Here is a 19057-nt window from a genome sequence, read left to right as displayed (position 1 = left end):
CCGCGTTGGGTTAAGGCTTGTCCTTGCCCCTGCGCTTGAGGTAGCGCTCGAACTCGCGTGCAATGGATTCGCCACTGGCCTCCGGTAGGTCAGCCGTGTCCTTGGCCTCTTCGAGCTGCCGCACGTAGGCAGCGATTTCGGGGTCTTCAGTGGCCAGTTCGTCTACGCCGCGCTCCCAAGCCTCGGATTCCTCGTTGAGGGGATGGGTGTCCAAGGGCACCTGGAGCAGATCTTCGATCCTGTTCAAGATGGCCAGTTGCGCCTTGGGGGAGGGCGGCTGTGCGACATAGTGCGGCACGGCTGCCCACAGCGACACCGTGGGCAGCCCCGCGAGCAGGGCGAATTCCGCCAGTACCCCCACAATGCCTACCGGCCCCTCGTACTGCGAAGCCTCCAGGTTCAAGCGCTGCCTCAGTCCGCTGTCGTCCGAGGTGGTGCTAACGGGGATCGGGCGGCTGTGCGGGACATCTGCCAGGAGGGCGCCGATCAGCACAACGTAGTCAACTTTGAGCGTTTCGGCATGGACCAGAAGCTCTGCCGTGTAGGCGCGCCAGCGATAGGAAGGCTCGGTGCCGAGCACGAACACCACATCGACGTTGCTGTCCGGGACGCTGGCCTTGTACAGGCGCGTGGAAGGCCATTTCACCTTGCGCGTTCCGGCCGCCGTGCGTCGCACGGTCGGCCTGGTGAACTGGAAGTCGTAGTAGTCGTCGGCATCAACGGATGCCACTTTCTTTCCTTGCCACAACTTGTTTAAGTAGTGCAGGGAATCACTGGCCGCCTCGCCGGCGTCGTTCCAGCCTTCGAAAGCCGCGAGCATCACGGTGATGCGCTGGCCTTCGGCTACAGGCTGGAGAAGGCGCTCAGGCTCCGGTGAAGTGGCCTGTCCGTCAGGGGCTCCGTCCAAACTGTTCATTCACTCACCCTACGTCCAACACCGCCACCGATGCATGGCGTGAGCGGGCCGGCGTGGCCGTACTTCGCCCCGGGCGTAGAGCGGCAATTGCCCTGCCTCCTTCCACGTAGACTTTAGGCATGCTTGCTTCAGCCACCCAGCCCTTTGTAAAAGCCGAGCTCAAAGCCGCGCTATGGGACATGGATGGCACCCTGGTGGACACCGAACCATACTGGATTGCCGCGGAGCGCACCCTCGTAGAGTCGCACGGCGGCGCCTGGAGCCATGAACAAGCCATGCAGCTCGTAGGACAGTCGCTGATGCACTCGGCCGGCATTCTCCAGACGGCCGGTGTGAACCTTGAGAAGCGGGAGATCATCGACGCTTTGAGCGGTCAGGTCATCGACCGTCTCCGCGTCGAGGTGCCGTGGCGGCCCGGCGCCAAGGAACTGCTTGACGAGCTGTACCAAACGGGCGTCCGCTGCGCCCTCGTGACCATGTCCGAAGGCCCGATGGCGCGGGAAGTCGTAGCCAACCTCCCCAAGCCCTACTTCGAGTTCCTCATCACGGGGGACACCGTCAGCCAAGGAAAGCCCCACCCGGAGGCTTACCTCACCGCCGTCGAGCGCCTCCAGACCACAGACCCCGGGCTGACCGCGGATCATTGCGTCGCGCTCGAGGATTCCGTCCCGGGGGTTGCTTCCGCGATCGCCTCCGGCGTGGTCACTGTCGGAATTCCGCACCAGATGCCATTGCCCGAGGATCCCCGCCGGGCAACCTGGGACACACTCAAGGGACGCAAGGTCGCCGACCTTGAAGCACTGGTTGCCGCCCGGGCATCCGCCAATGTGCCGGCCCAGGCTCTCTTTGGGCAGGCAAACTAAGTGAGCGCTCCCCGGAACGGTGGCCACAGCAGCCGTAGCAGCAGCAAGGACGGGATTCCGCTCGGCCGCATTGCGGGAATCCCCGTGTACCTTGCTTACTCCTGGTTCATCATCGCGGCGTTCACCGTGATCGCCTATGGACCGGCGCTGCTCTTGCGGAACCACTCCTTGGGAATCGGCGCCTACTTTGTTGCCTTTGCCTATGCCGTGCTCCTTGCGCTTTCCGTGCTGGTCCACGAACTCGCCCATGCTTTGAGCGCCAAGGCCTTCAAGTGGCCCACGGAGAAGATCGTGTTGAATCTTTGGGGCGGGCACACCCAGTTCGAGAGTTTCATCGCTTCCCCGGGCCGCTCGGTGGTTGTTGCCTTGGCAGGACCCGCGGCCAATTTTGTCCTCGCGGGTGGGGCCTGGCTGCTGCTGCAGGCGGGTGTCTTCACCGGGGTAGGGGACACCTTGACGAACATCTTCATGTGGGCCAATTTCCTGATTGGCATTTTCAATGTGCTCCCGGGCCTGCCGCTTGACGGGGGCCGCTTGGTGGAGTCCGCAGTATGGAAAGCGACGGGCAGCCAGGAGAAGGGTACGGTTGCCGCCGGGTGGGCAGGACGGGTCATCGCGATCGTCTTGGTTGTGAGCTTCATTGTCGCGCAATTGTTGGGCGGAAACAGCCCCGATCTCCTTCAGACGCTCATCGCTGTCCTGGTCTGCAGCTTTCTCTGGATGGGCGCCTCGGGTGCCATCCAGCAGGCCACGCTCCGCGGCCGCCTCCCCTCGGTGAGTGCCGCCGCCTTGGCCGAACCCGCCGTCGGGATTCCTAACTCGGCTACCGTTGCGGACGTGCTGCGCGTGGCACCCTACGGTAGTCCCGCCGTCGTGATCTGCGGACCGGATGGCCGGCCGCAGGGTCTCGTCGATCCGGCTGCCGCTGCGGCCGTGCCGGCCTCCCAGGTATCCGCAACGCTGGTGACGGCGGTTTCGACCCCCCTTGCCGACGGCGCCTACGTGCCTTGGACTTCAAGCGGCCAGGAGCTGATCCAGTACCTGGCGCAGCTCAGCGGCGCCGAATACGCCGTCGTGGACGAAATCGGTACAGTCAGGGGTCTGCTGCGGCAGCAGGCCGTAGTGACAGCCATTACAGGTAAAGTAGCCCGGCGGAGCGGACGCCCATAGGACCTTCCCGGTAGAGTTACCTGCCGGCCGTGAAATAACCCGGCCGGCAGTGCGCATCACTAAGCAGTAACTGCGGCAACAAATGACGGCCCAGCCGTACAGGAGCGAGGAAACACCCATGAGCAGCGAAACCGCCGCCAACTACACGGCCACAGGCGCCGCCAACACCGCCATCCAGCCGACTGGTGCGGCACGGCGCCGAGGGCCGTTCCGTGTGGGCGAGCGGGTTCAACTCACGGACGAACGCGGCCGGATGAACACCATCACCTTGGAGGAAGGCGGCGCTTTCCACACGCACCGCGGCTTCCTGAACCACGACGAAATCATTGGCCAGGTTGACGGCTCCGTGGTGGCCAACAACATCGGCCAGCAGTACCAGACGCTCCGGCCGCTGCTCTCAGACTTCGTGTTGTCCATGCCCCGCGGTGCCGCAGTGGTGTACCCCAAGGATGCCGGCCAGATCGTCACCATGGCGGATATCTTCCCGGGTGCTCGCGTTGTGGAAGCCGGCGTTGGGTCCGGCGCCCTTTCGATCTCCCTGCTTCGTGCAGTGGGCGACGGCGGTTACCTGCACTCTTTCGAGCGTCGCGAAGAATTCGCCGACATCGCCCGGGGCAACGTGGAAACCATTTTCGGCGGTCCGCACCCTGCCTGGAAGATCTCGCTGGGCGACTTCCAGGAGGAAGTTGTCCGCAGCGAAGAGCCCGGATCCGTGGACCGCGTGGTGCTGGACATGCTCGCTCCTTGGGAATGCCTCGACGCCGTAGCCACCGTTTTGGCCCCCGGCGGCGTGTGGATCAACTATGTGGCCACCGTGACCCAGCTCTCCCGTACCGCAGAAGCCATCCGTGCCGACGGTCGGTTCACGGAACCGGACGCCTGGGAGTCCATGGTCCGTGGCTGGCACCTTGAGGGCCTCGCCGTCCGTCCCGACCACCGCATGGTGGCCCACACCGGCTTCCTCTTGGTGACCCGTCGCCTCGCCGACGGCGTGACCGGAATCTCCGTCAAACGGCGTCCGTCCAAGACCGAGTTCAGCGAAGAGGACCTGAATGCCTGGACACCGGGAGCCGTAGGAGAGCGTGCGGTTTCCGACAAGAAACTGCGGCGGGCGGCACGCGATGCGATTGCCGGCACCAACGTCAAGGACGACCCGACGCCCGCTCCCTAAGGAAAGATCACAAACTGGTCCGCATTCCGGATGTCACAGGTTTCCCGACGCTTTTGAGGGCTAAGGTCTATTTATAGAAAGCGGGAAGGAGCTGATGCTTCGTGGATACGTCGAACAATGACTTCGGGCGGACAACGCCGGAGGAGCCATCGAACAAGGCTGTGGCTGAGGGAAAAGTGGGACACGGGGGTGGGACAATCCAACCGGTGGACGACTCCGGGGAACTCACTGTCGCGGAACGCCAGATAAACATCCTTCGAGACAAACTGCGCCACATCGACCGTCAGCTTGCCGCAGCCACCCAGAACAACACCAAGCTCGTGACCATGTTGGAGACGGCGAAGGCCGAAATCCTGCGGCTCAAAGGCGCCCTCGAACAGGACGGCCAACCGCCGTACAGCTTCGGGACCATCTTGCAGATCAATCCCAGGCGCCAGCCAACGGCAGGCAGCACCGGCCAGGCGGCCACCGAGGAATCGGTTGACATCTTCAATGCCGGCCGCAAGATGCGCGTGGGCGTCAGCCCGCTCGTGAACATCAACCAGCTGGCCGTCGGACAGGAAGTCCTCCTCAATGAGGCCCTGCTCGTGGTGACCGGCCTGGGCTATGAACGGGCAGGCGAACTCGTCACGCTTAAGGAAATGCTTGGCACGGACCGCGCCCTGGTAGTGGGCAGGGCCGATGAAGAGCGGGTAGTCAGGCTTTCAGGCGCTTTGCAGAAGGTGCACCTGCGCGTCGGTGATGCTTTGTCGCTGGATTCCCGTACGGGCTACGCCTTGGAGAAGGTGCCCCGGGCAGAGGTCGAAAACCTTGTCCTCGAGGAAGTCCCGGATATTACCTACGAGGACATCGGCGGCCTGGGCCCGCAAATCGAACAGATCCGCGATGCGGTGGAACTCCCGTTCCTGCACCCGGACCTGTACCGCGAACACGGGCTCAAAGCACCCAAGGGTATCCTGCTCTACGGCCCTCCGGGGTGCGGCAAGACACTGATCGCGAAGGCCGTTGCCAACTCGCTTGCCGCCCGCGCCTCCGAGCGGGCCGGCAACGTGGACCTGAAGAGCTACTTCCTGAACATCAAGGGTCCTGAACTCCTTGACAAATACGTCGGCGAAACCGAGCGGCACATCCGCCTGATTTTTGCGCGCGCCCGGGAGAAAGCCTCGGATGGCAGCCCCGTGGTGGTGTTCTTCGACGAGATGGACTCACTGTTCCGCACCCGCGGCACCGGTGTCTCTTCCGACGTCGAAACAACCATCGTCCCGCAGCTCCTGAGCGAGATCGACGGCGTCGAACGCCTGGACAACGTCATCGTGATCGGCGCCTCGAACCGTGAAGACATGATCGATCCGGCTATCCTTCGTCCCGGCCGCCTGGATGTGAAGGTCAAGATCCAGCGGCCCGACGCCGAAGCGGCTGCGGACATTTTCGCCAAGTACATCACCACCGACCTTCCTTTCCACGCGACGGATCTGGCAGAGCATGGCGGCGACGTCCAGGCCACGGTTGACGCCATTATCCAGCGCACCGTTGAAGCCATGTATTCGACGGAGAAATCCAACGAGTATCTCGAAGTCACCTACGCCAACGGCGATACCGAGATGCTCTACTTCAAGGACTTCAATTCCGGTGCGGTTGTCCAGAACGTCGTGGATCGGGCCAAGAAGTACGCCATCAAGGATCTCCTGCTGAGCCAGCAGAAAGGCCTGCGGATCGACCACTTCCTGCGCGCCGTCGTCGACGAATTCCGCGAACACGAGGACATGCCCAACACCACCAACCCGGATGACTGGGCACGCATCTCAGGCAAGAAGGGCGAACGCATCACCTACATCCGTACCATCGTCCAGGGCAAGGCCGGCCAGGAGCCCGGGAAGTCGATCGAAACGACTCCCAACACCGGCCAGTACCTGTGACGGCCCGGCCGGAAGGCCTGCCTTCGGACAAGCTTCCCGTGGGCGGGGCCATGCGGGTCATGGGTTCGGAAACTGAATACGGTATCCACGCGCCCTCTGCGCCGGGTGCCAACGCCACGATGATGTCCGCGCGAATCATCCAGGCTTACGCCAATCTGACGCGACAGCGGGCGGCCGGGGGCGCTGAGACCCGCTGGGATTATACGGACGAAGAACCCCTGCATGATGCGCGCGGTTGGACAGTGGAGCGTAGCGCCGCAGATCCCAGCCAGCTGACAGACAGGCCTCCGGTGCTCGACGCCGAGGCCGTCGCGTTGGCGTACGGTCGGCAGGAGCTGGAAGCAGACGGCGGCGACGAGTCAGGATCGTTGCTGATGAACATGGTCCTTGGCAACGGGGCTCGCCTGTACGTGGACCATGCCCATCCGGAATATTCCAGTCCCGAGGTCACCAATCCCCGCGACATCGTTGCGTGGGACGCAGCCGGTGACCTCGTCGCCCTGGCCACGGTCCGGAAAGTGGCAGCGGATCCCGATCTGCCGGCCATCAATCTGTATAAGAACAACACCGACAACAAATCGGTGTCCTACGGCTCCCACGAGAACTACCTCATGCCGCGCTCGGTGCCTTTCGGGGACATTGTCCGCGGCCTGACGCCATTCTTCGTCACGCGCCAGGTCATCTGCGGTGCCGGGCGGCTCGGCAAGGGCCAGGACGGTTCAACTGCCGGATTCCAGATCAGTCAGCGTGCGGATTTCTTCGAAGCCGAGGTGGGGCTGGAAACCACTATCAGGCGTCCGATCATCAATACGCGCGATGAACCGCATGCCACCGCGGACAAATACCGGCGCCTGCATGTCATCATCGGCGACGCCAACCTGAGCCAGGTGTCGAACTACTTGAAGTTTGGCACGACGGCACTGGTCCTGAGCCTTATCGAAGCCGGCCAGGCTCCGAAAATCGAAGTGCATGAGCCCGTGGCGGGCCTGCAGGCAATCAGCCACGACACCTCCCTGACTGCCACCGTCAGGCTTCTCGACGGGCGGCGCGTAACAGCGCTTGATATCCAGTGGATGTACTACGAGGCAGCGGCCAAACTTGGGCAGGAAACCGGGGTCTCCGATTCCTTCACTGGAGACGGCCACACCCGCGATGTCCTGGAACGGTGGGAGTCGACGCTGGGGCTCTTGGGGAGCAACCCCGCAAGTGCCGCGTCTTCTGTCGAATGGCTGGCCAAACTGTCCCTGCTTGATGGCTACCGGAACCGTGATGGCTTGGAATGGAACGACGCCCGCCTGGGGCTTGTCGATCTGCAATGGTCCGACGTGAGGCCGGAAAAAGGCCTGTACTACCGTCTGCTTTCCCGCGACCGGATGCAGACGATCGTCGACGACGCCGCGATCGGCCGCGCTGTCGTCGAGCCGCCGTCGGACACCCGCGCATATTTCCGTGGGAAGTGCGTTTCGAGCTTTGGCAAGGACGTGGTCGGCGCCAGCTGGGATTCGGTCATCTTCGACGTTCCAGGCATCGGGAAACTGCAGCGGGTGCCCACCCGGGAACCCCTCCGCGGCACGGAAGCGCTCACCGGTCAGCTGTTTCGGAAACACGCCACAGCGGGTGCGTTCCTCCGTGAATTGCTCGGCCTGGACCCGGCCCCGCCCGCCTGAACGGGCAGCTGGCTAAAGGCTGCCAAACGGGCCCTTAAAATCGCAGCGTCGCGGCCCGCCCCGTGGCAGTATGGCATTACAGGAAGTCCCCGTTGCCGGGGATGGACAGAATGGAGAAGGAAATGGCAGCTCAGGAGCAGCAGCAACCGCAGTCGCGGGACGTAGAGGCAGAGGCCGACGCCCCCGAGGCACCGCCCGCAGCGCCAGAGGCACAGGCCTCGGTCGCCACGCAGGGCGTGGACGATCTCCTCGACGAAATCGACGGTGTACTCGAATCGAACGCCGAGGAATTCGTACGGGCATTTGTGCAAAAGGGCGGTCAGTAGCCAGCCGCCAGCTAGGCTAAGGGCCCGGCCGGCGCGAGGCCGCCGGGCATCGGATGTCAGAGTCGAAGGAGCGCAGCAATGCAGGATCCAGCAACCGGCCATCTGGCCACCCAGGCAACGTCTTCGTTCATAGAGCATCTCCAACGCTCCAGGCCTGAACTCCTTCCCTTTAGCCAAACGCTGCCCGCGGGACAGATTCCGCCGGTGCCCCACGCCACAACAATCGTCGCCCTCAGCTACCCCGGCGGCGTCCTGATGGCCGGGGATCGGCGTGCCACCATGGGCAACGTGATTGCCAGCAGGCACATCGAGAAGGTCTTCCCGGCCGACGAATACTCCGTCCTGGGAATTGCCGGAACGGCGGGCCTGGCCATCGACATCACACGGTTGTTCCAGGTGGAATTGGAGCACTACGAAAAGATCGAGGGCACGCTGCTGAGCCTGGACGGCAAAGCCAACCGGCTTGGAGCCATGATTCGGGGAAACCTGCCGATGGCCATGCAGGGTCTCGCGGTGATCCCGCTCTTCGCGGGCTTCGACCAGGCAGCCGGCGTGGGACGGCTGTTTTCCTACGATGTGACGGGCGGGCGGTACGAGGAATTGGAACACCACTCGGTCGGTTCCGGTTCCGTCTTCGCACGTGGCGCCTTGAAGAAACTGTGGCGGCCGAACCTCACCGAAGGCGATGCAGTCGCCGTCGCGGTGGAAGCCCTCTATGACGCCGCCGACGACGACTCCGCCACGGGCGGTCCGGATCCCGTCCGGCAGCTCTGGCCGGTGGTGTACACCGTCAACCGCGCCGGTGCCCGCCGAGTGCCGGAACGGGAGTTGGCGGCGATCGCCGGATCCATTGTTGAATCGCGAGCAGTTGCCGGACGGGAGGCCTGAGATGACCCAGCAGTTTTATGTTTCGCCTGAGCAGCTGATGAAGGACCGCGCGGATTTCGCGCGGAAGGGCATCGCCCGTGGCCGTTCCGTCGTCGTGATCAGTTGCGCTGACGGCATCGCGTTGGTGGCGGAAAACCCTTCGCCGTCGCTCCATAAGATCGGCGAGATCTACGACAAGATCGCCTTCGCAGCCGTGGGCAAGTACAACGAGTTTGAAAGTCTTCGGCAAGCGGGTGTCCGCTATGCTGACGTCCGCGGCTATTCATACGATCGCGAGGACGTCACGGCCCGCGGGCTGGCCAGTGTTTACGCGCAGAGCCTTGGCGCCGTCTTCACTGCGGAACAAAAGCCGTTCGAAGTTGAGCTTGCAGTGGCAGAGGTCGGGCACACGCAGGCCGGGGACCACCTTTATCGGCTGACCTTCGACGGTTCGATTGCCGACGAGAACGGTTTTGTGGTCATGGGCGGCTTGGCCGAGCAGGTAGCTGAGACCGTGGCCGGCGGTTGGAAGGCTGACCTCAACCTGGCCGGTGCATTGCGACTGGCCGTCAAGGCGCTGGCCACGGACAAGGAAGTGGACGCCCTGCCCGGCACCGCCGTCGAGGCCGCAGTGTTGGACCGAAGTCCGGAAAGCGGGCGCGGATCCCGCCGGGCCTTCCGGCGGCTCCGGGCAGAAGAAATCACGCAGCTGCTGGCAGGGGAGGCCTGAGATGGACAAAAGAATATTCGGGATTGAAACCGAGTTCGGCATTTCGTATTCGAGCCCGGACTCGCGTCCGTTGGCTCCCGAGGAAGTCGCCAGGTACCTCTTTCGCAAAGTAGTGAGCTGGGGACGTTCCTCCAACGTCTTCCTGACCAATGGCTCGCGCCTGTACCTGGATGTCGGCTCGCACCCCGAGTACGCCACTGCGGAATGTGACGACCTCGCGCAGCTGATCGCCCACGACCGGGCCGGAGAGCTCATTCTCGATGACCTCGTTGATGAAGCGCAGGCGCGACTTGCGGCAGAGGGATTCAACGGAACGGTCTACCTGTTCAAGAACAACACCGATTCCGCCGGCAATTCCTACGGGAGCCACGAAAACTACCTGATTCCACGACGGGGCGAGTTCTCCCGGCTCGCCGAGATCCTCATTCCCTTCCTCGTCACACGGCAGCTGATCGCCGGCGCGGGGAAGGTCCTGAAGACACCCCACGGAGCCACGTTCGCGTTCTCCCAACGTGCCGACCACATTTGGGAAGGCGTATCTTCGGCAACCACGAGATCCCGCCCCATCATCAACACCCGTGATGAGCCGCACGCCGACGCCGAGTTCTACCGCCGACTGCATGTGATCGTTGGCGATTCCAACATGTCCGAGACCACCGCCCTCTTGAAGGTGGGAACGGTGGATCTGCTCCTGCGCATGATTGAGGCCGGAGTGATCATGCGGGACATGCGCATGGAGAACCCCATTCGCAGCATCCGGGAAATATCCCACGACCTGAGCGGCAAAGCGTTGGTGCGCCTGGCCAACGGCAGGCAACTGACGGCCCTGGACATTCAGCGTGAGTACCTTGCAAAGGTCAGTGCCTTTGTCGCATCAAACGGAGCCCACAATCCGCACGTACCGCTCATCCTGGACCTTTGGGAACGGACGCTGGACGCGATCGATAGCGGCGACACCAGCGGAATCGACACGGAAGTGGACTGGGCCATCAAGAAGAAGCTGATGGATGCCTACATGCGTCGCCACGGAATCGGCCTCGACTCCTCGAGAATCGCGCAACTGGACCTCACCTATCACGACATCTCGCGCAAGCGCGGGCTCTTCTTCCTGCTCCAGTCCCGTGGCGCGGCACGGCGCCTCGTGGCCGACACCGACATCAAGGATGCGGTGGACGCGCCGCCCCAGACCACCAGGGCAAAACTCCGTGGTGACTTCGTCCGGCGCGCCCAGGAGCTCGGCCGTGACTACACCGTGGACTGGGTCCATCTGAAGTTGAACGACCGCGCGCACCAGACGATTTTGTGCAAGGATCCCTTCCGAAGCGTCGACGAAAGAGTGGATGCCCTCCTGGACTCAATGAGCTGACTCCCAGTTTCACCAGCTAGTCTGGAGGTTGGCCTTTCACTAGGCCTCTACGCGCATGGCCGAGCCTGGCCCGGCCATGCCCTCCTTTTGCCCCGACGAAAGTTCAATTTGTGCGACGTCTACTAGCAATTCTTATCCCCGGCCTGTTGCTGCTCACCGCCTGCGGCGGAAGTCCGGCACCAACAGCAACCCCGGAGCCCACCAGTCAGTCCGCCGGCGAAGTCGCCAAGCTGGATTCCCTCAAGGTCTCCGACAATGGCGACAAGAAGGCACCCGGCCTGGAATTCAACAAGCCCTTGGACGTAACGCAGCCAACCATCAAAATGGTCAGCGACGGCACCGGCGACAAAGTGAAGGCCGGCCAGGTGGCGCAGATCACCTACATTGCCGTCGACGGCAAGGACGGCAAGACCCTCGAAGACACGTTCCCGACCGGGTCACAGCCCGTCGAACTGAACGACCAGCTCAAGACTGGCAGCGCTGTGCTTTATAACGCGCTGGTCGGTGCGAAGGTGGGCGCTGACATCGCTTTCGCCGTCCCCGGAACTGCGGCGTCGGCCGAAGCAGCGGCAACATCATCCCAGCTGGTGGTCTTCAAGATCACGGGCGTCAAGGACGCAGTCAAGCCCCTGGACAAGCCCGAGGGCGATACCGTCACTCCGCCCGCCGGCCTCCCCACGGTGAAGGTCGATGACAAGGGAGTTCCGCAGATTTCCATTGACGGCGCGAAGGCCCCTCAGGCCCTCGTCTCCCAGGATCTCATCAAGGGCAAGGGCGCAGTCGTCAAGGAAACGGACACCCTGACGGTCAACTACGTCGGCGTCACCTTGGCTGACGGCAAGAAGTTCGACTCCAGCTACGACAAGGGCCAGACCGCCAGCTTCGCGCTGAACGGCGTCATCAAGGGCTGGACCCAAGGCCTTGCCGGCAAGACGGTCGGCTCCCGTGTCCTCCTGGTTATCCCCACGGACCTCGCTTATGGCGCCGGCGCCGCAGCACAGGGTCAGCCCGCAGGAACTCTCGTATTCGTCGTGGACATCCTGGGCGCCCAGTAACCTTCCGCAAACATCCGCATCACCATCCCAATAAATTGAGGAGTACCCATGTCATTTGGTCAGCGTGATTACGACCGCACTAAGCCGGAGATCGACTTCCCGGAGGGCGATGTCCCCACGGAACTCGTTATCAAGGACATCATCGTTGGTGACGGCGCCGAGGCTCAGGCCGGCGACACCGTCTCCACCCACTACGTTGGCGTTGCCTGGTCCACAGGCGAGGAATTCGACGCATCGTGGGGCCGTGGCGCACCGCTGGACTTCCGCGTGGGCGTCGGCCAGGTCATCCAGGGCTGGGACCAGGGACTGCTTGGCATGAAGGTCGGCGGCCGCCGTCGCCTTGAAATCCCCTCCGAGCTTGCCTACGGCTCCCGTGGCGCGGGCGGGTCCATCAAGCCCAACGAAGCCCTGATCTTCGTGGTGGACCTCGTGGCAGTCCGCTAGGTTTCGCAGCACAGGAAGGCGCGTCTGCAGCCGGAGGAATCCGGCCGCAGACGCGCCTTCCGCCTTTGCCGGAGGAATTTAGTAACCTTGCAGGCGTGTCCGCATCACGTACCGAACGACTCCTGAACCTGCTGATCGCCCTTCTGAACACGAAATACGGCCTGTCCCGGGCCGTTCTCAGGGAGAAGGTCTATCACGACGCCGGCGGCAGCGGCGTCGCGTTCGGACGCATGTTTGAACGGGACAAGTCGGACCTGAAGCAATTTGGCTTCGATATCGAAACGCTCTTTGAGCACGGGCTTGGCTCAGACGATCCCGCTTCGGCCCGCTACCGCATCGGCAAGGAATCCAATCGGCTGCCGTATGTGCAACTGACGCCGGCGGAGGGCACGGTGCTGCTCCTGGCTGCGCGGCTGTGGGAACGCGCGGCGCTCGGCTCGGCCGCCGCAAGTGCGCTACGGAAGCTGCAGGCTTCCGGCGACCTTGCCGACGTCGAACTCCCTGCTGGCGTGCAGCCGCGCATCAAGCCCGCTGGCCAGGCTTTTGACGACATCATCGTGGCCATGAACGGCCAGCACCCCGTGAGTTTCGGATACCGTGCCGCCAGCACCGGCAAGGACGAACGCCGCATCGTGGAGCCTTGGGGCCTCGGGAGCCGCTTCGGCCAGTGGTACCTGGTGGGCTTCGACCAGGGTCGGAACGCGAAACGCTTCTTCCGGCTGTCCCGGATGACGAGCGATGTTCACGTTGAGACCGGGTATCACTGCGAGATACCTCCAGGGTTTGATACCCGCGCCGAACTGGACAGCCTCCGTGAACTTCCCCTGCAGGAGGCCCACCTCGACGTGGCCGAAGGCCGTTTGCTGGGTCTCCGCAAGCGTGCGGTGAGTGTCGCTGGCGCCGATGGCGCCGGTGGCTCCCAAATGGGCATGGACCGGCTCTCCGTGCCGTTCCGGGACAGTGAGCTGCTCGCCGAAGAACTGGCCTCCTATGGTCCCCACGTGCGCGTGGCCGGACCTCCCGAGCTGCGTTACGCCGTGATCCGGCGGCTTGAAGCCGCCGCCGCATTCGCTGCGAGCCCCGCCGTCGAAGTCCGCTTCTCCGGCGCCGGACCGGCGCCGCGGGCGCGCAAGCGGACCTCGGAAGACCAACTCAACCGCATGCTGCAGCTGGTCCCGTTCCTTGTCCACAACCAGGGCCTGCCCATCCAGGAGGTGGCGGACCGCTTCGGTGTCACCCGCGAGGAACTGGTGGACGACCTGACGATACTGATTTGCTCCGGCCGCCCCGAAGGCTATCCGGACGACTTGTTTGATATCGATTGGGAAAGCGAGCACGTGTACATCCGCGAGCACCTCGAACTCAACCGGCCCATCCGCTTCAGCGTTGACGAGGCTTGCGCCCTGCTGACGGGCTTGGCGACGCTGGGCGGACTTCCGGCACAGGGCGGAATGTCGGAGGACGAGCAAAGCGGAGCCCTGGAGTCTGTGACCCTGAAGCTCACCGGTGCAGCGGGGGAGGCCGGCCGTTTGGCGGCGGCCGTCGCTGGCCCACCCGTAACCCCGGCCGACGCCGGGGCGTTCGACACCGTCACCCGGGCAATCCAGTCGGGCCATCAACTGCGGCTTCGCTACCTGTCACAGCAGCACGACTCAGTCTCCGAGCGGGACGTCGATCCTTTGAGGCTGTATTCATTGGACAACACGTGGTATTTCGAGGCGTACTGCCATAGCAAAGCCGGACTGCGAAACTTCCGCCTGGACCGCATCGAGGAGATCGCGCCCAACGGTCGACCGGTTTCCAAGAGTGCCGGCGCCGAGGAGGGCGTTCCGGTGAAGCTGTACACGCCCAACGACGACGACGTCGTCGTCGTCCTCCAATTGACCCGGCAGGGCGTCGGGCTGGCGGATGATTATTATGCGGAGCGGACCGCTGTGCTTCCTGACGGCGGCTTGCTCGCCGAGGTTCGGTTCGGAAATGCGGACTGGTTGCCGATGTTCGTTGCGCAGCACGGCGGTGCGGCCCGTATTTTGCAGCCCGTCGAGTTGGCGGACGCTTCTGCAGCGTGGGTGGCGGCGGCCCTCCAGCAGTACAAGCAAGCGGACCCGACACAAACCATGAAGGCTGGTTAGACTACTCAAATGCCTTGGTGGTCCTGGATCCTTCTGTGGGTCGCGCTGATAGCGGTATCGCTGCTTTGCTATGTCCTGCTGGGCGTCCGGCTTTTCCGGAAGTTCATGGCCACGGTGCATGAACTGAGTGCCGCAGGGGAGCAGCTAGGGCATCGCACGCACCTTCCCGAACGCGCCGACGACGACGGCGACGACGGCGAGGCTTCGGCGAAAGTGTTCGGTGCGGCTGTTTTTGCCACACCGGAACAGATGCGTCATGATTACGTGACGGCCAAGGCCTCCCGCCAGGAAGTGCGTCGCCAAAAGCGCGTTAAGCGCAAAGCAGAACGGGGCCAACCCCAGTCTCTGCACGACATCGAATTCAGTTAGACGTAGGATGTATTCCAACGAAAGGACTTCCCGTGGGACGACTATTTGATGGCCCTTGGCCAATTGTCATTATCATCATCGTGGCCCTGCTGCTGTTTGCGGCACCCAAGCTGCCTGCCATGGCCCGCAGCCTCGGCCAGTCGATGCGCATCATCAGATCCGAAGTCAAGGAAATGAAGAACGACGGCAAGCCGGCGGCCAAGGACGACACGGACCCCGTTGAAGGCAAAGTGGTCAACCACCCCGAAGCGAACAAGAGCGGCAACGACACTGACGTTCCGCCCGCAACGCGTAGCTAAGCAGTAGTGGCAACGACAACGGGCCGCAAAGCCAACCCCGAAGGGCGGATGGCGCTCCTAGACCACCTCAGGGAGCTTAAGAATCGGCTGATCAAGTCTGCCATCGGCGTGCTCCTGGGAGCCGTGGCAGGGTGGTTCCTGTATGAGCCGGTGGTCAACAGCCTGTCGGATCCGTTGGTCAAGATCGCCCAGGAGACCAAACGGACCGCGGTCCTGAATTTCGCGAGCGTGGCGGATCCCTTCGACTTCAAGCTCCGGATTGCCATCCAGATCGGCTTGGTGCTCTCCAGCCCCATCTGGATCTACCAGGTTTGGGCGTTCATCACTCCCGGCCTGACCAAGAAGGAGCGCCGCTACACGCTCGGGTACATGGCCGCTGCGGTGCCGTTGTTCCTGGTTGGCGTGTACGTAGCATGGACGGTCATTCCGAACGTCGTGCGCGCGCTTCTGCAGTTCACGCCCCAAAACGGTGCCAACAACATCGACGCATCGCAGTACCTGACGTTCGCCACGCACATGCTTCTTTTCCTTGGCATCGCCTTCTTGGTGCCGGTGGTTCTGGTGGGCGTGAACATGGCAGGCGTCTTGAGCGGCAGGACCATCCTCAAAGCTTGGCGCATCACGGTCTTCCTCGTGTTCGTCCTGGCGGCTGTTGCCGCGCCCGGTGCGGACGCTTTGTCGATGTTCATGCTCGCCGGCCCCCTCCTTGCGCTGTTCTTCGCCGCGATCGGGCTCTGCATGCTGAACGACAAACGGCGCGCGCGCCAGCAGTCGAAGATTGCCGCTGAGACGGAAGCCACGGCCGACGTCGCCACACCTGCCTCCGATCTGGAGAGTCTGTAGTCTTACGGCCACTAGGCTTGAAGCATGTCCTCCAATTCAGGGGCCCTTTCGCCCTCAGAAGCCTTTCAAGCCGCAGCGCAACGGAGTGCTGAGTCGAAAACCTATCTAGGCACCTTCGCCCAGTCATTGGAGTTCGAACTTGACGATTTCCAGCGTGACGCGTGCCGTTCGCTCCAGGAAGGCAAGGGCGTGCTCGTGGCGGCGCCCACCGGGGCCGGGAAGACAATCGTCGGCGAGTTCGCTATCTACCTGGCGCTCGAACGCGGGCTCAAGGCGTTTTATACGACGCCCATCAAAGCACTGAGCAACCAGAAGTTCTCCGAGCTCTCGGCGAAGTACGGTGCCTCAAGCGTGGGACTGCTGACCGGTGACACCACCATCAACGGCGAGGCTCCGATTGTGGTGATGACCACTGAGGTCCTGAGGAACATGCTGTACGCGGACTCGGACACCCTGGGGGACCTTGGCTACGTGGTGATGGATGAGGTGCACTACCTGGCAGACCGCTTCCGCGGCGCAGTCTGGGAAGAGGTGATCATCCACCTGCCCAGCGAGGTCCAAGTGGTTTCCCTCAGCGCCACTGTGTCCAACGCGGAAGAGTTTGGCGCGTGGCTGGACACCGTGCGCGGACACACCGATGTGATTGTCTCCGAACACCGGCCCGTCCCCTTGTGGCAGCACGTCATGGTGGGGCGTGAGATCGTCGACCTCTTCGCGGGGGACACCACCTTCGACGAGATTGCTCCAGGGGCATCCGACGGCGAAGCGCCCGCGCCGGAGGTAGTGCGGGAGCCGGACCGGAATCCCCTGCAGAGGGAATTCGAGGTCAACCCGGAACTACTGTCAATGGCCCGGGCGGAAAGCCAGATGAATTTCCGTGGCCGCTTTGGCCACGGCGGGCGCAGTCGCCGCCGGCAGGACCGCCAGCGCGACAACAGTGCCGGGGAGCAGCGCAGTCCAGTGCGCAAGGCCAGCCGGCCCCAGATCATTGCGAGCCTGGACCGCCAAGGACTGCTGCCAGCCATTACCTTCATTTTCTCCCGTGCAGGTTGCGACGGGGCAGTCGCGCAGTGTGCCGCGGCCGGGCTGTGGCTCACGACGGAGCGCGAACAACAGATCATCGCGTCCCGGGTAGATGAGGCGAGCCGCGAGATTCCCGCTGACGACCTCGATGTCCTGGGTTTTTGGAGCTGGCGTGACGGCCTGCTCCGCGGTCTCGCAGCGCACCATGCCGGTTTGCTGCCGACCTTCAAGGAAGTCGTGGAGACGCTCTTCGCCGATGGCCTGGTGAAAGCCGTTTTTGCCACGGAGACCCTCGCGCTTGGCGTCAACATGCCCGCCCGCTGCGTCGTCCTGGAAAAGCTCGACAAGTTCAACGGCGAAGCCCACGTCAACATCACCGCGGGGGAGTACACCCAGTTGACCGGTCGCGCGGGAAGGCGTGGAATCGACGTCGAAGGCCACGCCGTGGTCCTTTGGCAACCGGGTACTGATCCTGCTGCCGTCGCCGGCCTTGCTTCGCGGCGCACCTATCCGCTCAACTCAAGCTTCCGGCCCACATACAACATGAGCATCAACCTGATTGCCCAGTTCGGTCGGCCCAGGGCACGGCAGATCCTCGAATCGTCGTTCGCCCAGTTCCAGGCCGACCGTTCGGTGGTGGGGCTGGCCCGGCAGGTTCGAAGCCGTGAAGAGTCGCTGGCCGGCTATGCGGAATCCATGAAGTGCCATCTGGGCGACTTCACCGAGTACGCCAAACTCCGGCGGGACCTTAGCGAGGCCGAGCAATTTGCCTCGCGAAGCACATCGCGGGCCCGCAAGTCGCTGACCGTGGACTCCCTGACCCGGCTCATGCCTGGCGACATCGTCAAGGTTCCCGGCGGACGCACGCCGGGCTACGCGGTCGTGCTCAACGCCGATCCCAACTCGCGTGAACCGCGTCCCGCGGTCCTCACGGAAGACAGCCAGCTGCACAGGATCGGCGCCCACGAAGTCGAAGGGCCGGTCGCTCCCGTGTCCTGGATCCGGATTCCCAAGTCGTTCAACGCGAAGCTGCCCAAATCCCGCCGTGATCTCGCATCCGCCATGCGGAATGCTGTGCGCGAGGGACGTCCGCCAGCCCGCGGAACGAACCGGAGCGAGGACTTTGGCCGGGCCCGCTACATGCCGGACCAGGAAAAGAAGATTGCGGACCTCCGCCGGGCACTGCGTGCCCATCCTTGCCACGGCTGCAGCGAACGTGAGGACCACGCACGCTGGGCCGAGCGCTGGTGGAAACTGCGCCATGAAACTGATGGGCTCGTCCGCCAGATCCAGGGCCGTACCAATACGATCGCGAAGACATTCGACCGCGTGTGCGACGTCCTCGCCGCTTACGGTTACCTCCAGACGTCCGACGCCGGCCATGTCTCCATCAGCGCGGACGGCCAGCGCTTGCGCCGCATCTACGGCGAAAAAGACCTGCTGATCTCCCAATCCATACGGCAAGGGGCCATCAAGGACCTCGACGCCGCCGAGCTGGCTGCGCTGGCCAGCACGATGGTCTACCAGGCCAAGCGCGATGATCGCGGCCTGCGACCCAAAATGCCGTCGGTATCCCTCGAATCATCCGTGGACATCGTGGTGCATGAGTGGTCTGCGCTGGAGGACGTCGAGGACAAGAACAGGCTGCCATTGACCGCTGAGCCGGAGCTGGGACTTGTGTGGCCCATCTTCAAATGGGCCAAGGGCCGCCATCTTCAAGAGGTTCTCAGCGGCACCGACCTCGCCGCAGGCGACTTCGTGCGCTGGGCGAAGCAGGTGATCGACCTGCTGGACCAGATGGCCAAGATTCCAGGGCTCGAACGGCGCCAAACGAAGATATGCCGCGAAGCGATCGATCTGGTCCGCCGCGGCGTCGTAGCGTATTCCAACGTCTCCTGAC

General features: G+C 63.4%; 17 protein-coding genes. 16 read left to right on the top strand and 1 reads right to left on the bottom strand.

Annotated features, from left to right (window positions below; all coding sequences use genetic code 11):
* Nucleotides 1–10: 10 nt before the first annotated feature.
* On the bottom strand, nt 11–916 hold the full coding sequence (locus tag NFJ07_RS21995; RefSeq protein WP_269997814.1) for a PAC2 family protein: 906 nt from the start codon (nt 914–916) through the stop codon (nt 11–13).
* A 119-nt stretch (nt 917–1035) separates the two neighbouring features.
* Here NFJ07_RS21995 and NFJ07_RS21990 point away from each other — a divergent pair, with 119 nt between their 5' ends.
* From NFJ07_RS21990 to NFJ07_RS21915, 16 genes are all read left to right on the top strand, one after another.
* Nucleotides 1036–1779 (top strand): HAD family hydrolase, encoded by a 744-nt coding sequence (locus tag NFJ07_RS21990; RefSeq protein ID WP_269997812.1) that lies wholly within the window; start codon nt 1036–1038, stop codon nt 1777–1779.
* Nucleotides 1780–2949: a site-2 protease family protein gene (locus tag NFJ07_RS21985; protein ID WP_269997810.1), complete on the top strand. Its 1170-nt coding sequence runs from the start codon at nt 1780–1782 to the stop codon at nt 2947–2949.
* 118 nt (nt 2950–3067) lie between these two features.
* A complete protein-coding gene (locus tag NFJ07_RS21980; protein WP_269997809.1) occupies nt 3068–4120 on the top strand; it encodes a tRNA (adenine-N1)-methyltransferase in 1053 nt (350 codons plus the stop codon).
* Nucleotides 4121–4221: 101 nt separating this feature from the next.
* Nucleotides 4222–6036, top strand: coding sequence for a proteasome ATPase (gene arc / locus NFJ07_RS21975; RefSeq protein WP_269997808.1), 1815 nt, complete (start codon nt 4222–4224; stop codon nt 6034–6036).
* 50 nt (nt 6037–6086) lie between these two features.
* Nucleotides 6087–7703 (top strand): depupylase/deamidase Dop, encoded by a 1617-nt coding sequence (dop, locus tag NFJ07_RS21970; protein ID WP_269997835.1) that lies wholly within the window; start codon nt 6087–6089, stop codon nt 7701–7703.
* 122 nt (nt 7704–7825) lie between these two features.
* Complete coding sequence (locus NFJ07_RS21965) at nt 7826–8029, top strand: ubiquitin-like protein Pup (protein WP_234749319.1); 204 nt, start codon at nt 7826–7828, stop codon at nt 8027–8029.
* A 78-nt stretch (nt 8030–8107) separates the two neighbouring features.
* A complete protein-coding gene (gene prcB / locus NFJ07_RS21960) occupies nt 8108–8917 on the top strand; it encodes a proteasome subunit beta (RefSeq protein WP_269997805.1) in 810 nt (269 codons plus the stop codon).
* A gap of 1 nt (nt 8918) precedes the next feature.
* Nucleotides 8919–9626: a proteasome subunit alpha gene (prcA, locus tag NFJ07_RS21955; RefSeq protein ID WP_269997803.1), complete on the top strand. Its 708-nt coding sequence runs from the start codon at nt 8919–8921 to the stop codon at nt 9624–9626.
* Between the two features lies 1 nt (nt 9627).
* Nucleotides 9628–10992, top strand: a complete 1365-nt coding sequence (gene pafA / locus NFJ07_RS21950) for a Pup--protein ligase (RefSeq protein WP_269997802.1) — start codon at nt 9628–9630, stop codon at nt 10990–10992.
* A gap of 110 nt (nt 10993–11102) precedes the next feature.
* On the top strand, nt 11103–12047 hold the full coding sequence (locus NFJ07_RS21945) for an FKBP-type peptidyl-prolyl cis-trans isomerase (protein WP_269997800.1): 945 nt from the start codon (nt 11103–11105) through the stop codon (nt 12045–12047).
* Between the two features lie 48 nt (nt 12048–12095).
* Complete coding sequence (locus NFJ07_RS21940) at nt 12096–12491, top strand: FKBP-type peptidyl-prolyl cis-trans isomerase (RefSeq protein WP_269997799.1); 396 nt, start codon at nt 12096–12098, stop codon at nt 12489–12491.
* Nucleotides 12492–12586: 95 nt separating this feature from the next.
* A complete protein-coding gene (locus tag NFJ07_RS21935) occupies nt 12587–14623 on the top strand; it encodes a helix-turn-helix transcriptional regulator (RefSeq protein ID WP_269997797.1) in 2037 nt (678 codons plus the stop codon).
* A 9-nt stretch (nt 14624–14632) separates the two neighbouring features.
* Entirely contained in the window at nt 14633–14992 is a 360-nt protein-coding gene (locus NFJ07_RS21930; RefSeq protein ID WP_269997796.1) for a hypothetical protein, read from the top strand.
* A gap of 32 nt (nt 14993–15024) precedes the next feature.
* Nucleotides 15025–15291 (top strand): Sec-independent protein translocase subunit TatA, encoded by a 267-nt coding sequence (tatA, locus tag NFJ07_RS21925; protein WP_236810992.1) that lies wholly within the window; start codon nt 15025–15027, stop codon nt 15289–15291.
* Nucleotides 15292–15339: 48 nt separating this feature from the next.
* On the top strand, nt 15340–16134 hold the full coding sequence (tatC, locus tag NFJ07_RS21920) for a twin-arginine translocase subunit TatC (protein WP_269997833.1): 795 nt from the start codon (nt 15340–15342) through the stop codon (nt 16132–16134).
* Between the two features lie 24 nt (nt 16135–16158).
* Nucleotides 16159–19056, top strand: a complete 2898-nt coding sequence (locus tag NFJ07_RS21915; RefSeq protein WP_269997794.1) for a DEAD/DEAH box helicase — start codon at nt 16159–16161, stop codon at nt 19054–19056.
* The last annotated feature ends 1 nt before the right edge of the window (nt 19057 follow it).

The sequence above is a fragment of the Arthrobacter sp. B2a2-09 genome (assembly GCF_027587375.1).
GTDB lineage: Bacteria > Actinomycetota > Actinomycetes > Actinomycetales > Micrococcaceae > Arthrobacter.
This window is presented reverse-complemented; position numbering and strand designations above follow the sequence as displayed.